General features: G+C 60.7%; 13 protein-coding genes. 7 read left to right on the top strand and 6 right to left on the bottom strand.

The window, feature by feature from the left end; genetic code table 11:
- Positions 1-131 precede the first annotated feature (131 nt).
- From ppx to AACY19_RS11965, 5 genes are all read right to left on the bottom strand, one after another.
- Positions 132-1634 (bottom strand): exopolyphosphatase, encoded by a 1503-nt coding sequence (gene ppx, locus AACY19_RS11945; RefSeq protein WP_339450430.1) that lies wholly within the window; start codon positions 1632-1634, stop codon positions 132-134.
- Between the two features lie 209 nt (positions 1635-1843).
- A complete protein-coding gene (locus tag AACY19_RS11950) occupies positions 1844-2581 on the bottom strand; it encodes an amino acid ABC transporter ATP-binding protein (RefSeq protein ID WP_339450431.1) in 738 nt (245 codons plus the stop codon).
- Positions 2568-3218 carry an amino acid ABC transporter permease gene (locus AACY19_RS11955; protein WP_339450432.1) on the bottom strand — a complete coding sequence of 217 codons (651 nt, stop codon included), beginning with the start codon at positions 3216-3218 and terminating at the stop codon, positions 2568-2570. The genes AACY19_RS11950 and AACY19_RS11955 overlap by 14 nt, the downstream gene beginning before the upstream one ends.
- On the bottom strand, positions 3215-3883 hold the full coding sequence (locus AACY19_RS11960; protein ID WP_339450433.1) for an amino acid ABC transporter permease: 669 nt from the start codon (positions 3881-3883) through the stop codon (positions 3215-3217). Before AACY19_RS11960 ends, AACY19_RS11955 begins: the two co-directional genes overlap by 4 nt.
- A gap of 21 nt (positions 3884-3904) precedes the next feature.
- Entirely contained in the window at positions 3905-4690 is a 786-nt protein-coding gene (locus AACY19_RS11965; RefSeq protein ID WP_339450434.1) for a transporter substrate-binding domain-containing protein, read from the bottom strand.
- 256 nt (positions 4691-4946) lie between these two features.
- Between AACY19_RS11965 and AACY19_RS11970 the strand changes: the two genes are divergently transcribed.
- The 7 genes from AACY19_RS11970 (at position 4947) to AACY19_RS12000 (ending at position 13200) form a co-directional block, all read left to right on the top strand.
- Positions 4947-5654, top strand: a complete 708-nt coding sequence (locus AACY19_RS11970; protein WP_339450435.1) for a FadR/GntR family transcriptional regulator — start codon at positions 4947-4949, stop codon at positions 5652-5654.
- 120 nt (positions 5655-5774) lie between these two features.
- Positions 5775-6104: a thioredoxin TrxA gene (gene trxA / locus AACY19_RS11975; protein ID WP_339450436.1), complete on the top strand. Its 330-nt coding sequence runs from the start codon at positions 5775-5777 to the stop codon at positions 6102-6104.
- A 248-nt stretch (positions 6105-6352) separates the two neighbouring features.
- Complete coding sequence (gene rho / locus AACY19_RS11980; protein WP_003229334.1) at positions 6353-7612, top strand: transcription termination factor Rho; 1260 nt, start codon at positions 6353-6355, stop codon at positions 7610-7612.
- A 195-nt stretch (positions 7613-7807) separates the two neighbouring features.
- The gene (locus tag AACY19_RS11985; RefSeq protein WP_339450437.1) at positions 7808-9805 is read left to right on the top strand and encodes an acyltransferase family protein; all 1998 of its coding nucleotides are present in this window, start codon (positions 7808-7810) and stop codon (positions 9803-9805) included.
- A 69-nt stretch (positions 9806-9874) separates the two neighbouring features.
- Positions 9875-11341: a 4-hydroxy-3-polyprenylbenzoate decarboxylase gene (gene ubiD, locus AACY19_RS11990; protein ID WP_339450438.1), complete on the top strand. Its 1467-nt coding sequence runs from the start codon at positions 9875-9877 to the stop codon at positions 11339-11341.
- Positions 11341-12309 carry a CDP-6-deoxy-delta-3,4-glucoseen reductase gene (locus tag AACY19_RS11995; RefSeq protein WP_339450439.1) on the top strand — a complete coding sequence of 323 codons (969 nt, stop codon included), beginning with the start codon at positions 11341-11343 and terminating at the stop codon, positions 12307-12309. Before ubiD ends, AACY19_RS11995 begins: the two co-directional genes overlap by 1 nt.
- 222 nt (positions 12310-12531) lie before the next feature.
- A complete protein-coding gene (locus AACY19_RS12000; RefSeq protein ID WP_339450440.1) occupies positions 12532-13200 on the top strand; it encodes a gamma-glutamylcyclotransferase in 669 nt (222 codons plus the stop codon).
- Here the strand turns inward: AACY19_RS12000 and glpT are convergent.
- Positions 13176-14525 carry a glycerol-3-phosphate transporter gene (gene glpT / locus AACY19_RS12005; protein WP_339450441.1) on the bottom strand — a complete coding sequence of 450 codons (1350 nt, stop codon included), beginning with the start codon at positions 14523-14525 and terminating at the stop codon, positions 13176-13178. The two genes, AACY19_RS12000 and glpT, sit on opposite strands and share 25 nt — an antisense overlap.
- Positions 14526-14725: the final 200 nt, after the last annotated feature.

Below are 14725 nucleotides of genomic sequence, written 5' to 3' on the forward strand. Positions count from 1 at the left end.
AGCCCCTCTCCCTCGGGAGAGAGCTGGGCGGGCGGCGTTCCGATGAGGGGAAGGTTCACCTCTGTTCTCAAGCCGAACCCAATAAAAAGGCGATCCCTGCGGATCGCCTTTTTTATGCCTGCTGTCCCGACTCAGTGAACAGTGAGCACAATCCCCACCCGCGTCAGCCACTCGGCCTCTAACCCGAAATCCGCCTGAGTCAGCTGATTCTCATCCAGCCAGTTCTCCGGAAACTCCACATCGAGGGTGTTGCCCTTCGCATGCAGCACCACTTGCGGCATCGCCTGGGTGCCACGAATGTGGTGGAAGAGGATCGCAAAGCGCAGCAGCACGCACAGGCGAATCAGCTTGTCGCCATCGTCGCCGAAGTCGGCGAATTTGTCCTTGGGGATGTTGCGGCGATGGCCGCGCACCAGCAGGGCGAGCATCTGTTGATCTTCGCGGGAGAAGCCGGCGAGGTCCGAGTGCTCGATCAGGTAGGCGCCGTGCTTGTGGTAGTGATAGTGAGCGATGTCGAGGCCGACTTCGTGCACTTTTGCCGCCCAGCCGAGGAGTTCGCGCCAGATGCCGTCATCCAGCTCCCAGTCCTCAGCGACCTGATCGAATGCGTGCAAGGCTTTGCGCTCAACCCGCGCTGCTTGTTCGAGGTCGACGTGATAACGCTCCATCAGCGAGGTCAGGGTGCGCTCGCGCACGTCTTCATGATGATGGCGGCCGAGCAGGTCGTAGAGCACGCCTTCACGCAGCGCGCCGTCGCAGTGGTCCATGCGTTGCAGTTCGAGGGCGTCGAAAATCGCTTCGAGAATGGCCAGCCCTGCCGGGAAAATGGTCCGGCGATCAGGCTTGATACCTTCGAAATCGATCTTGTCGACATCGCCGAGTTTGAACAGCCGACGCTTGAGCCACGCCAGACCTTCGGCATTCACTTCGCCGGTGCCGTGACCGCCAGCCTTCAATGCCAGGCCGATGGCGCGAATGGTGCCCGAGGAGCCGATGGCTTCATCCCAGGTCAGACGGTGCAGTGCGTGCTCGATGCTCATGATCTCCAGCCGCGCCGCCGTGTACGCCTGAGCGTAGCGGGCCGGGGTGATCTTGCCGTCCTTGAAGTAGCGCTGAGTGAAGCTGACGCAGCCCATTTGCAGGCTCTCGCGCAGCAGTGGCTCGAAGCGCTGGCCAATGATGAATTCGGTGCTGCCGCCGCCGATGTCGGCGACCAGACGTTTGCCCGGGGTGTCGGCGAGGGTGTGCGAGACGCCGAGGTAGATCAGGCGCGCTTCTTCACGACCGGAGATCACTTCCACCGGGTGACCGAGGATTTCTTCGGCGCGGTGAATGAATTCGAGGCGGTTGCGGGCTTCACGCAGGGCGTTGGTGCCAACGATCCGCACAGCGCCCAGGGGCATACCGTTGATCAGTTGGGCAAAACGCTTGAGACAGTCGAGGCCGCGCTGCATCGATTCTTCGTTGAGCTGACGCTCATCGTCGATGCCGGCCGCCAGTTGGACCTTCTCCCCGAGGCGCTCGAGAATGCGGATTTCGCCGTTCTGGGCCTTGGCCACGACCATGTGAAAGCTGTTGGAGCCCAGGTCGATTGCGGCGATCAGGGACAGATTCTTGGCTTGGGATTGCGGCATGGTCAGGGGGTCTCGGTCGATAACCTCGACATCGTGCCACGATCAAACGCTGGCGCCAACGCGCACGGCTCAAACCCTTGATTCAGCGCATAAAGTCTTGTGACCGTTGCCCCGCCATTCGTGAGCAAGCCCGCTACCACATTGGAACGCATATCCCCTGTGGGAGCGGGCTTGCTCGCGAAGGCGTCGGCAGGGATACCGCAGGGCTTTCAGGCTGTCGCTTCCACCGTGCCGATAAAGTTCGCCAGCTCCGCCGTCTGCGGATTGGCAAACAACACCTTCGGGTCACCCACCTCATGCACCTTGCCATGGTGCATGAACACCAGTTTGTCCCCGACCTCCCGGGCAAAGCGCATTTCGTGGGTGACCATGATCAGCGTCATGCCTTCCTTGGCCAACTGCCGCACCACGCTCAGCACTTCATTGACCAGTTCCGGGTCGAGCGCCGAGGTGATCTCGTCGCACAGCAAAACCTTCGGCGACATCGCCAATGCCCGGGCAATCGCCACGCGTTGCTGCTGGCCGCCGGACAAACGATCCGGGAAAGCATCGAATTTTTCCCCGAGGCCCACGCGTTCGAGCATCTCGCGCGCCAGTTCCGTCGCCTTGGCTTTCGACACCTTCTGCACCACTTGCGGCGCGAGCATCACGTTTTCGCCAACGGTCAGGTGCGGGAACAGGTTGAACTGCTGAAAGACCATGCCGACCTTCTGCCGCAAGCTGCGCAGGTCAGCGCGGGCGGCGTCGAGGTATTCGCCGTCGACTTCGATCACGCCGTCGTTGATCGACTCCAGACCATTCAGCGTGCGCAGCAGGGTGGATTTGCCCGAGCCGCTGCGGCCAATGATCGCCACCACCTGGCCTTCCTCGACGCTGAGGTCGATGCCTTTGAGCACGTGGTGATCGCCGTAGTATTTATGCAGGGCGGAAATTCTAAGCAGAGGCATGCAGTCTCCTTTCCAGGTAGCGCGCACTGAGGGACAAGGGGTAACACAGCAGGAAGTAGCCGAGGGCGACGAGGCCGTAGACCATGAACGGTTCAAACGTGGCGTTGGCGAGCATGCCGCCGGTCTTGGTCAGTTCGGTGAAGCCGATGATCGAAGTCACGGCGGTGCCCTTGACCACTTGCACCGAGAAGCCCACGGTCGGTGCCACAGCGATGCGCAGCGCTTGCGGCAGGATCACGTAGCGCAGTTGCTCCAGAGGGTTGAGCGCCAGACTCGCCGAGGCTTCCCACTGGCCGTTGGGGATCGACTCGACGCAGCCGCGCCAGATCTCCGCCAGATAGGCACTGGTGAACAAGGTCAGGGCAATCGCTGCAGCCATCCACGGCGAGATTTCGATCCCGGCCAGTGCAACGCCGAAGAACACCAGAAACAGCTGCATCAACAGCGGCGTGCCCTGGAACAGCTCGATCCAGGTACGGGCGATGCTGCTCGGCACAGGGTTTTTCGAGATGCGCATGATCAGGATCAGCAGCCCGACGAGGCCGCCGCCGATAAATGCGACCAGCGACAATGCCAGCGTCCACTGCAGCCCGACGAGCAGGTTGCGCAGGATGTCCCAGAAGGTGAAGTCGCTCATGCACGGCTCCTGCTGATGTAGCGCCGGCCGATCCAGTTGAGCAACTGGCGGATCAGCAGCGCCATGCACAGGTAGATCAGCGTGGTCAGCGCGTAGGTTTCAAAGGCGCGGAAGTTTCGCGACTGAATGAAGTTGGCAGCGAAGCTCAACTCTTCAGTCGCGATCTGCGAACACACCGCCGAGCCAAGCATGACGATGATGATCTGACTGCTCAGGGCCGGCCAGACCTTGCCCAGCGCCGGCAGCAGAACCACGTGGCGGAATGCCTCGAAGCGCGTCATCGCCAGTGCCGCTGCGGCTTCCAGTTGCCCGCGCGGGATCGCCTGAATGCCGGCGCGGATGATCTCCGTCGAATACGCACCGAGGTTGATCACCATCGCCAGCACTGCCGCCTGCCACTCGGAAATCTGCAGGCCGAGGGACGGCAGGCCGAAGAAGATGAAGAACAGCTGCACCAGGAACGGCGTGTTGCGGATCAACTCGACGTAGACACCGAAAATCGTCGAGAACGGACGAATCTCCCACGCCCGCACCAGCGCCCCGATAATGCCCACGCCAACTCCGAGCAGCGCGCCAATGGCCGTCAGCTCAAGGGTGAACAGAGCCCCGCGTAGCAGCAGGTCGGTGTTTTCCACCACCGGCATGAAATCGAACTGATAAGCCATGAAGGTCTCCCGCGCAGTCGATCAGAGATCGGCCGGCAGCGGCTCTTTCAGCCACGTCTGCGAATTCTTTTCCAGTGCGCCGTCAGCCTTGGCGCTGGTCAGGATGTCGTTGACCTTGGCCAGCAGTGCTGCTTCGTTCTTGTTCACACCGACGTAGACCGGCGAATCCTTGAGCTTCACTTTCAGCGCCGGCACGCGTTTCGGGTTCTTTTCGCTGATCGCGACCATCACCACGTTGCCGCTGGCGATCAGGTCGACTTGCCCGGCGAGGTAAGCGGCGATGGTCGAGTTGTTGTCTTCGAAGCGCTTGATGGTCGCGCCTTGCGGGGCGACTTTGGTCAGCTCGATGTCTTCGATGGCGCCACGGGTGACGCTGATGGTCTTGCCCTTGAGGTCGTCGAGGCTGGTGATCGCCGCGTCTGGCGGGCCAAACACGGCGAGGTAGAAGGGCGCATAGGCGCGGGAGAAGTCGATGACTTTTTCCCGTTCGGCGTTTTTGCCGAGGCTGGAAATCACCAGGTCGACCTTGCCGGTGGTCAGGAACGGAATGCGGTTGGTGCTGTTGACCGGGGTCAGTTCGAGTTTGACCTTGAGCTGGTCGGCCAGCAGTTTCGCCGTGTCGATGTCCAGACCGCGAGGCTTCATGTCCGGGCCTACCGAACCGAATGGAGGAAAGTCTTGTGGCACGGCGACTTTCAGCGTGCCGCGTTTGACCACGTCATCGAGACCGTCGGCGTGGGCCGGGGCCTGGCTGAGCAACAGACTGGAAAACAGAGCGGCGAGGAGGGCGCTGTAACGCTTGGTCATGGACAATCTCCGGATCGGCGGGAAGTGATTTCTGTGATCGGACAGAGCATGGGCCGTGCCAAGACGTGACGTTCGTCTCGGCAGGCCTTGGTTTCAGCGGGTTTGTTCGGTCTTACTGGTCTGAACAGTCAGGTGGGGTTTCGCACTGCGATAGCGCACCGGCATGCCGCACCGAACCCTGCTGGGGCACGACTTGCCGGACTCGACGAATAGCTTTACAACTAGCCGCACATTGGCCTGGTGCGTCTGAAAAACCATGAACTCGATTTCCCGTGCGGTACCCGAAGTGGCGCTGCAAGCGATCCGCAAACTGATCACCGAGCAGGGCTTCGGCGCGGGCGATGCGCTGCCGTCACAACGGGATCTGGCGCTGCAACTGGGCGTCAGCAGGGCGTCACTGCGCGAGGCGTTGTCGTCGCTCAGTGCGCTGGGTGTGGTCAGTATTCAGCCGGGTAAAGGCGTGTTTGTGCAGGCACCGGTGGAGTTGTCGCCCGGCGCGAGTACGTTGGGCTGGCCTTTTGCAGCGCAGGCGTCGCCACTGGATATCTTCCAGTTGCGCTATGCGCTGGAGGGGTTTGCGGCGGGATTGGCGGCGGTCATGCTCAGCACCTTTGATCTGGAAGCGCTGGAAGCCAATGTCGCGGCGATGCGCGAGCAACTGAAGGCTGGCGACTTCGACGCCGCTGCGAAACTCGACTTTGAATTCCACCGACGCATCCTGCTGGGCAGCGGCAATCAGGCGATGCTGAGCATCCTTACCGCCAGCGCCGAAATCTTCCTTGAGAGCCAGAAACTACCGTTTATCTGCGTCGAGCGCGCCATGGAAACCTGGGAGGAGCACCGCAAAATCCTCCGTGCCCTTGCCCGCCGAGCCTCCGGTGCTGCACAAAAAGCCATGCAGGAACACGTGCGCAACGCGGCGCTGCGCACCGGAATCGCCTTCATTGCCCCCGCCACGGCGTGAGTTGAGCTATACCCAAACTCATCGATCACCATAGCAACACTCAATCAACTGCAGCTTCCTGAACAGGGGAAGGGCGGCTATGATGGGCCACGTTTTTTTGCTTACAACCTGGAGAATTCCATGAGCAGCGATCTTATCAAACACGTTAGCGACGCTAGCTTCGAAGCTGACGTACTCAAGGCCACCGGTCCGATCCTGGTCGACTACTGGGCTGAATGGTGTGGTCCGTGCAAAATGATCGCTCCGGTTCTGGACGAAATCGCATCGACCTACGAAGGCAAGCTGACCGTTGCCAAGCTGAACATCGACGAGAACCAGGAAACTCCGGCCAAGCTCGGCGTGCGTGGTATCCCGACCCTGATGCTGTTCAAGGACGGCGAAGTTGCAGCGACCAAAGTCGGCGCGCTGTCGAAATCGCAACTGGCTGCTTTCATCGACGCCAACATCTAAGCGTCGCTGCAACCTGCCTGAGAAAAGCCCCGCAAATAGCGGGGCTTTTTGCGTATTCAGGGCTAGACGCTCCGAAACTCAGGTGGTACATTCGGCCCCGCACTGGTTTCTCCACTGCCCCCTGCTAGCCGTCGCCGACGCACTCCTTTTCGAATAAGTACGCGATCCTGTCGCCTTCTCCGCGGCGCGGCCTCATTAAGCCAAAAGCTTAATTTCCCCCCCTCCATAAATGATTACGTCATTCCTATATGAATCTGACTGAACTCAAGCAAAAGCCGATTACCGAACTGCTCGAATTGGCCGAACAGATGGGCATAGAAAATATGGCCCGTTCGCGCAAGCAGGACGTGATTTTCTCCCTGCTGAAAAAGCACGCGAAAAGCGGCGAGGAAATCTCCGGTGATGGCGTGCTGGAGATTCTCCAGGACGGCTTCGGCTTCCTGCGCTCCGCAGACGCTTCCTACCTGGCCGGCCCAGACGATATCTACGTCTCGCCAAGCCAGATCCGCCGCTTCAACTTGCGCACCGGTGACACTATCGTTGGCAAGATCCGCCCTCCAAAGGAGGGCGAGCGGTATTTCGCCCTGCTCAAGGTCGACACGATCAACTTCGATCGTCCCGAGAACGCGAAAAACAAGATTCTCTTCGAGAACCTGACCCCGCTGTTCCCGACCGTGCGCATGAAGATGGAAGCCGGTAACGGTTCCACCGAAGACCTGACCGGTCGAGTGATCGACCTGTGCGCGCCGATCGGCAAAGGCCAGCGTGGTCTGATCGTTGCACCGCCCAAAGCCGGTAAAACGATCATGCTGCAGAACATCGCAGCGAACATCGCCCGTAACAACCCTGAAGTTCACCTGATCGTTCTGCTGATCGACGAGCGTCCGGAAGAAGTGACCGAAATGCAGCGCACCGTGCGTGGCGAAGTGGTTGCCTCGACCTTCGACGAGCCGCCGACCCGCCACGTTCAGGTTGCCGAAATGGTGATCGAGAAGGCCAAGCGCCTGGTCGAACACAAGAAAGACGTGGTGATCCTGCTCGACTCCATCACCCGTCTGGCCCGTGCTTACAACACCGTGATCCCGAGCTCCGGCAAGGTACTGACCGGTGGTGTCGATGCTCACGCTCTCGAGAAGCCAAAGCGTTTCTTCGGTGCGGCGCGGAACATCGAAGAAGGCGGCTCGCTGACCATTATCGCCACCGCGCTGGTTGAAACCGGCTCGAAGATGGACGAAGTGATCTACGAAGAGTTCAAGGGTACCGGCAACATGGAGCTGCCTCTGGATCGCAAGATCGCCGAGAAGCGCGTGTTCCCGGCGATCAACATCAACCGCTCCGGCACCCGCCGCGAAGAGTTGCTGACTGCCGACGACGAACTGCAGCGCATGTGGATTCTGCGCAAGCTGCTGCACCCGATGGACGAAGTCGCAGCCATCGAGTTCCTGGTCGACAAGCTGAAAACGACCAAGACCAACGACGAGTTCTTCCTGTCGATGAAGCGCAAGTAAGCATCGCGGATTAAACCGATAAAAATGGCGTCCCCATGGGGCGCCATTTTTTTGCCCGCATTTTGTACGGGCGATGGGACGTTGCTGATCTGGTAAGGTCTGTGACTGGGCAAAACGACAAGCAGTGTGCGTGATTGCCTCGTCGAGGGCGGCGCGGCTGTACAAAAAACAACCTATGATTGGCATTCAAGATTTATGAGCACACTCGCGTATCGAAGGGATATCGACGGCTTGCGGGCAGTCGCGGTCATTGCCGTGGTCCTGTTCCATTTTGGCGTCCCGGGCTTTACCGGCGGTTTTGTCGGCGTAGACGTGTTCTTCGTGATCTCCGGCTACCTCATCACCTCGATCATCTGGAACCAGCGTCAGGCCGGACGTTTCAGCTTTGTCGAATTCTGGGCACGGCGTGCGCGGCGGATTTTGCCGGCGCTGTTCGCGATGATCATTGCGGTGCTGGCGGTGGGCTGGTTCCTGCTTGCTCCCAAGGATTACGAGGAGCTGGGGCGCTCGGTGCGCTATCAGGTGCTATTCGTCTCGAACATCCTGTTCATGCGTCAGGACGGCTATTTCGACGTTGCGTCTGACCTCAAACCGATGTTGCACACCTGGTCGCTGGCGGTTGAAGAGCAGTTCTACATCGTCTTCCCGCTGCTGCTGACGTTGCTGTCGAGCCGCCTCAAGCACTGGCGGTTGGCCCTGTTCGGTGTGCTGCTGGTGTCGTTCGGGCTGAGCGTATGGGCGGTGAGTAACCATCCGGAAAAGGCCTTTTTCCTCCTGCCGATGCGCGCCTGGGAGTTGTTGGCCGGAGCGATGCTGGCCGTGGCGCCGAAACAGGCTTGGCGCTTGAAGCCGATGGCTGCGCAGGCGCTGAGCCTGCTCGGCATGGGTCTGATCCTGCTGGCCGTGTTCGGCTATGAAAAGTCCACGCCATTCCCAGGTGCTGCGGCGTTGCTGCCGGTGGTCGGCGTCGTGCTGCTGATTCTGGCCAACGGTCATCGCCAGACGCTGGTGGGGCAGTTTCTAAGCAGCCGGGCCATGGTCGGTTTCGGCCTGATTTCCTATTCCTGGTACCTGTGGCACTGGCCGGTATTCGTGTTTTCCAGCTACGCCAGTGTTGAAGAGCCGAGTGCGCTCGACAGCGCCGGGCTGATCCTGTTGACGCTGGTCTTGGGTTATCTGTCGTGGAAGTTCGTCGAAACGCCGTTCCGCGAGCGTCGCTTGCTGGCCGGGCGCCGGCAGATTTTGCTGGCGGGTGCCTGCGGTGTGCTGGTGCTCGCACTGGCCGGGCAGACCCTGCGCTGGACCGACGGTTTGCCGTGGCGCCTGTCGGATCAGGCGTTGCAGTACGCCAAGGGCCGTGAGTGGCGTCCGGAATTGATGGCCTGCCTGGCAGATGACAAGACCCCGGACAGCAAGCTGTTCTGCCATTACGGCGTGGACAACCGGCCGACCCAGGCGATGGTCTGGGGTGACAGCCACGCGACCGCATTGATTCCGGTATTCGATGATGGCGCCAAGGCGCACGGTGTCAGTGTGATGCTTGCCAGCTCTCCCGGCTGCATTCCCGTCGAAGGGCTGGAGCATGACGCCGTGTGCGCGCGGTTCAATCGCCGGGTCGAGCAAGGTTTGAGCAGTCAGTCGGTCAGCGATGTGGTGCTGGTCGCGCGCTGGAGCCTGTATCTGTATGGCGATGTCAAAGGCGATCTCGGGCATGTACTGAGAATGTCCGACGGTCGCTACGAGCGCGCCGCCGCCGAGCAACGCCTGGCTGATGGCTTGCGCGCACGGGTGGCGCAGTTGCGCGCCAGCGGGCATCGGGTCTGGCTGGTGAAAGAGGCGCCGTTGCAGATGTTCAGTCCGCCGTATCGCCTCACGCGGCTGGCGATGCTTGATCGTCCGGTCGACGACGTCGGGCTGGCCGTGACCGAGCATCACAAGCGGCAGGCGTTCATCAGCCAGTTGTTCGCGCAACTGGCGAAAGACCCGGCGGTGCGCGTCGTCGATCCGGCGCCACGGTTGTGCGATGACAGCGGTCTGTGCCGCGCCGAACTGGACGGCTACTCGCTGTACACCGACGACAATCACCTCTCGGAAGTCGGCGCGCGCTTCGTGGCGCCGATCCTTGAGCCGCTGTTCATCGGCCTGCAAGGCAAGGTCAGCCTCGACAAAGAGCAGACGAATGCAGCCAAGTGAGCAGCGACAGGCTGCCACAGGGCTGCAGAGCAGGTAGGATGTACGCCTATTTTGAGGGTGCCATCGTCAATGAAATTCAAGGATCTTCGGGATTTCGTGCAGCAGCTTGAGCAGCGCGGAGAGTTGAAACGCATCCAGATTCCCGTCTCGCCGGTGCTGGAAATGACCGAGGTGTGCGACCGCACGCTGCGGGCCAAGGGCCCAGCGCTGCTGTTCGAGAAGCCGACCGGCCATGACATTCCGGTGCTCGGCAACCTGTTCGGCACCCCTGAGCGGGTAGCGATGGGCATGGGCGCCGAGTCGGTCAGCGAGCTGCGCGAAATCGGCAAGCTGCTGGCGTTCCTTAAGGAGCCCGAGCCGCCGAAGGGCTTGAAAGACGCGTGGTCGAAGCTGCCGATCTTCCGCAAGATCATCTCGATGGCGCCGAAAGTCGTCAAAGACGCGGTGTGCCAGGAAGTGGTCATCGAAGGCGACGACGTCGACCTGGCGATGCTGCCGGTGCAGACTTGCTGGCCTGGCGACGTCGGCCCGCTGATTACCTGGGGCCTGACCGTCACCAAAGGCCCGAACAAGGAGCGTCAGAACCTCGGTATCTACCGTCAGCAAGTGATTGGCCGCAACAAGGTGATCATGCGCTGGCTGAGCCACCGGGGTGGCGCCCTCGATTTCCGTGAGTGGTGCGAGAAGCATCCGGGCCAGCCGTTCCCGGTGTCCGTGGCCCTCGGCGCCGATCCGGCGACCATCCTCGGCGCCGTGACGCCGGTGCCGGACAGCCTCTCCGAATACGCTTTCGCCGGTCTCCTGCGTGGCAACCGCACCGAACTGGTGAAGTGCCGTGGCAACGACCTGCAAGTGCCGGCCACCGCCGAAATCATCCTTGAAGGCGTGATTCATCCGGGTGAAATGGCCGACGAAGGTCCTTATGGCGACCACACCGGCTACTACAACGAAGTCGACAGCTTCCCGGTGTTCACCGTCGAGCGCATCACCCACCGGATCAAACCGATCTACCACAGCACCTACACGGGCCGTCCGCCGGATGAGCCGGCGATCCTCGGCGTGGCGCTGAACGAAGTGTTCGTGCCGATCCTGCAGAAGCAGTTCCCGGAAATCACCGACTTCTACCTGCCGCCGGAAGGTTGCTCGTACCGCATGGCCGTGGTGACGATGAAGAAGTCGTATCCAGGGCATGCCAAGCGCGTGATGCTCGGTGTCTGGTCGTTTTTGCGACAGTTCATGTACACCAAGTTCGTTATCGTCACCGACGACGATATCAACGCCCGCGACTGGAACGACGTGATCTGGGCCATCACCACGCGCATGGACCCCAAGCGCGACACGGTGATGATCGATAACACGCCGATCGACTACCTCGACTTCGCCTCGCCGATTTCCGGCCTGGGTTCGAAAATGGGCCTCGATGCCACCCACAAGTGGCCGGGCGAAACCACCCGCGAGTGGGGCCGCGTGATCGTCAAGGACGACGCCGTCACCCAACGGATCGATGCCATCTGGAATCAGTTAGGAATAGATTGATGCGTGTAACCCTGCAGCCCTCCGGAGCAGTGCTTGAGATACAGCCCGGTGAGCGGATTCTCGATGGTGCGCGGCGCCTTGGCTACGATTGCCCGCAAAGCTGCCGCAACGGCAACTGTCACGTGTGTGCGGCGCTGCTGGTTGAGGGCAGCGTCGCGCAGGACGGCAAGGTGCACGACCACGGCGAGTTCTACACTTGCATAGCCGAGCCGCTGGAAGACTGCATCCTGCTGTGGGATGGCGTGCTTGCGCTGGGAGAACTGCCGGTGCGCAGCCTGTCGTGTCAGGTCATTGAATGCCGGGACGTCGGCGGCGATACCTGGCGCGTGCGTCTGCGTGCGCCAGCGGGCAAGCCGCCGCGCTATCACGCCGGGCAGTATCTGATGATCGAGCGCGAGAACGGCGAGAAATCGGCGTTCTCCATGGCCTCTGCCCCCCATGGCGGGCGTGATCTGGAAATCCACGTGTTGGCGCGCGAAGCCAGTGCACTGAGCCTGATCGAGCAGCTGCAACGCAACGCAATGGTGCGTGTCGAGCTGCCGTTCGGCGACACGCATCTGGCCGAGCTGCCTGACGGGCCGTTGGTGCTGATTGCCGCCGGCACAGGCATGGGTCAGATTCACGCCTTGATCGAACACTGCCGCGCCAATGGCTTCAAACACCCGGTGCATCTGTACTGGGGCGTGCGTCGTCCGGAAGATTTCTATGAGATCGAACATTGGGACGAATGGCTGAAGTTGCCCAACCTGTTCCTGCACAAAGTCGTCAGCGATCAATGCGGCTGGGAAGGGCGCTGCGGCATGCTGCACGAGGCGGTCTGTGAAGACTTTCCCGATCTGAAACCCTTGCACGTCTACGCCAGCGGCTCACCGGCCATGGTCTACGGCACCCTCGACGCCCTGGTCGAAGCCGGGATGGACGCCCATCAAATGCGTGCCGACGTGTTCGCCTACGCCCCGCGCTCTTGAGCCGCGCTCTTGAGTCTCGTGCTGAATCCGTTATAACTCCGTATATAGCTGAACGGTATTTATGTAATTGCATAAATACCGCTAGGTTATATATCAATCAGGCTTTCAATTAAGAACCGTGCCATGGCACTTAAATTGCCTTAAAACATATGTGCCTTATTGTTACAGCGGTGCGTTCTATTAAGTAATTCTTCACCCGCGGGGAGCTGAACGCTATTCGCCATGAGCGCCATTGAAAACGCTTTTTTGAATCTGAATTACCCTCCGCGGCTCGATCTTGGGCCGCAGCTGACGCACGAACAACTGCTCGCTTCCATGCAATCGACTATGGCGCGCCACAAGGGCGGGCCGGTGTGGCTGTTCGCTTATGGTTCGCTGATCTGGCGGCCGGAGTGTTCGGCGGTGGAGCGGGTGCGCGGACGCGTGCATGGCTACCATCGCGGCCTCTACCTGTGGTCGCACGAGCATCGCGGCACACCGGAAATGCCGGGGCTGGTGTTTGGTCTGGATCGTGGCGGTTCGTGCAGTGGCTTCGCTTATCGCTTGCCGGAAGACAATCTCGACGCGGCGCTCTACGCCTTGTGGAAGCGCGAGATGCCGGTGCCCTCCTATCGGCCACACTGGCTCAACTGCCGTCTCGCCGACGGTAGCCAGGTGCAGGCCTTGGGATTTGTGCTGGAGCGACACCTGCCCAGCTATGCCGGCAACTTGCCGGATCATGTGCTGAGCCAGGTGTTCGAAAGCGCCAGTGGGCGTTACGGCACCACTCGCGATTATGTCGAGCAGACCGCTCACGCCCTGCGCAGCCACGCCATGCCAGACCGCAATCTGGAGGCGCGGCTCAAGCGCTGCAAGTCACAAAGCGATCAGGCGACCGCTTCACGGCTCTGACTGGCGACTTGCTTGTGCCACAAGGTCGGGGCCAGGAAGGCCATCGCCAACAGGCAGGCGCCGACCAGCAGCACAAAACCACCGTCCCAGCCGAAGTGGTCAACGGTATAGCCCATCGCGGCACTGGCCGCGACCGAACCACCCAGATAACCGAACAGACCGGTGAAGCCCGCCGCCGTACCGGCGGCTTTTTTCGGCGCCAGCTCCAGCGCCTGCAGGCCGATCAGCATCACCGGGCCGTAGATCAGGAAGCCGATCGACAGCAGGGCGATCATGTCGACCATCGGGTTGCCGGCCGGGTTCAGCCAGTAAACCAGGGTGGCGACAGTTACCAGCGCCATGAACACCATGCCGGTCAGGCCGCGATTGCCACGGAAGATCTTGTCCGACATCCAGCCGCACAGCAGCGTGCCTGGAATACCCGCCCACTCGTAGAAGAAATAGGCCCACGAGGTTTTATCCACGGTGAAACCCTTGGCCTCTTTCAGGTAGGTCGGCGCCCAGTCCAGCACGCCGTAGCGCAGCAGGTAGACGAAGACGTTAGCCAGCGCGATGTACCAGAGCATTTTGTTGCGCAGCACGTATTTGACGAAGATTTCCTTGGCGCTGAATTCGTCTTCGTGGCTGGAGTCGTAGCCTTCCGGGTAATCGTTCTTGTACTTCTCGATAGGCGGCAAGCCGACCGATTGCGGCGTGTCGCGCATGGTGATGAACGCGAACACTGCCACGCCCAACGCTACGGCGGCCGGTACATAGAACGCCGCGTGCCAGTCGTTGAACAGGCCCATGCCGATCAAGAACAGCGGGCCAATCAGGCCGCCGCCGACGTTATGCGCCACGTTCCACACAGAGACAACGCCACCGCGTTCCTTCTGCGACCACCAGTGCACCATGGTCCGTCCACTTGGCGGCCAACCCATGCCCTGGGCCCAGCCGTTGATGAACAACAGGATGAACATCATGGTCACGCTGGAGGTTGCCCAAGGCGCGAAACCGAACACGAACATCACCCCTGCCGAGACCAGCAGGCCGAACGGCAGGAAGAAGCGCGGATTGGAACGGTCGGACACCAGGCCCATGAGGAATTTCGACAAGCCATACGCGATGGCGATGGCCGACATCGCCAGCCCCAGATCACCGCGGCTGTAGCCTTCGTCGATCAGGTAAGGCATGGCCAGGGAGAAGTTTTTGCGCAGCAGGTAGTAACCCGCATAACCGATGAAAATACCGGCGAAGATCTGCCAGCGCAGGCGTCGGTACGTGCTGTCTATTTTTTCTTCAGGCAATGGAGCCTGATGTGCGGCAGGACGAAAGAAAGCAAACATTCAAGAGCTCCAGATTTCTTGTTTTGACTGCGGATGCGAATGTTACAGTTTCGTTACCGAAAATAGCACCGGTTCGCATCGACCAAATAGCGGAAATGTTGGAAGTCGCGCGTTCTTTTACGAACCTGTCGCTCAGCTGTAAGAACAGGGCGTTTTTGTAGCGGTCGAGGCGTTGTGTCTTAGACTCGCGATCAATCCAC

This window comes from Pseudomonas sp. EA_5y_Pfl2_R50 (genome assembly GCF_963970475.1).
Lineage (GTDB): Bacteria > Pseudomonadota > Gammaproteobacteria > Pseudomonadales > Pseudomonadaceae > Aquipseudomonas.

Bases quoted from the DNA above. Each gene is read 5' to 3' on its own strand.
- ppx (WP_339450430.1), bottom strand. From the start codon at position 1,634: ATGCCGCAATCCCAAGCCAAGAATCTGTCCCTGATCGCCGCAATCGAC.
- AACY19_RS11950 (WP_339450431.1), bottom strand. From the start codon at position 2,581: ATGCCTCTGCTTAGAATTTCCGCCCTGCATAAATACTACGGCGATCAC.
- AACY19_RS11955 (WP_339450432.1), bottom strand. From the start codon at position 3,218: ATGAGCGACTTCACCTTCTGGGACATCCTGCGCAACCTGCTCGTCGGG.
- AACY19_RS11960 (WP_339450433.1), bottom strand. From the start codon at position 3,883: ATGGCTTATCAGTTCGATTTCATGCCGGTGGTGGAAAACACCGACCTG.
- AACY19_RS11965 (WP_339450434.1), bottom strand. From the start codon at position 4,690: ATGACCAAGCGTTACAGCGCCCTCCTCGCCGCTCTGTTTTCCAGTCTG.
- AACY19_RS11970 (WP_339450435.1), top strand. From the start codon at position 4,947: ATGAACTCGATTTCCCGTGCGGTACCCGAAGTGGCGCTGCAAGCGATC.
- trxA (WP_339450436.1), top strand. From the start codon at position 5,775: ATGAGCAGCGATCTTATCAAACACGTTAGCGACGCTAGCTTCGAAGCT.
- rho (WP_003229334.1), top strand. From the start codon at position 6,353: ATGAATCTGACTGAACTCAAGCAAAAGCCGATTACCGAACTGCTCGAA.
- AACY19_RS11985 (WP_339450437.1), top strand. From the start codon at position 7,808: ATGAGCACACTCGCGTATCGAAGGGATATCGACGGCTTGCGGGCAGTC.
- ubiD (WP_339450438.1), top strand. From the start codon at position 9,875: ATGAAATTCAAGGATCTTCGGGATTTCGTGCAGCAGCTTGAGCAGCGC.
- AACY19_RS11995 (WP_339450439.1), top strand. From the start codon at position 11,341: ATGCGTGTAACCCTGCAGCCCTCCGGAGCAGTGCTTGAGATACAGCCC.
- AACY19_RS12000 (WP_339450440.1), top strand. From the start codon at position 12,532: ATGAGCGCCATTGAAAACGCTTTTTTGAATCTGAATTACCCTCCGCGG.
- glpT (WP_339450441.1), bottom strand. From the start codon at position 14,525: ATGTTTGCTTTCTTTCGTCCTGCCGCACATCAGGCTCCATTGCCTGAA.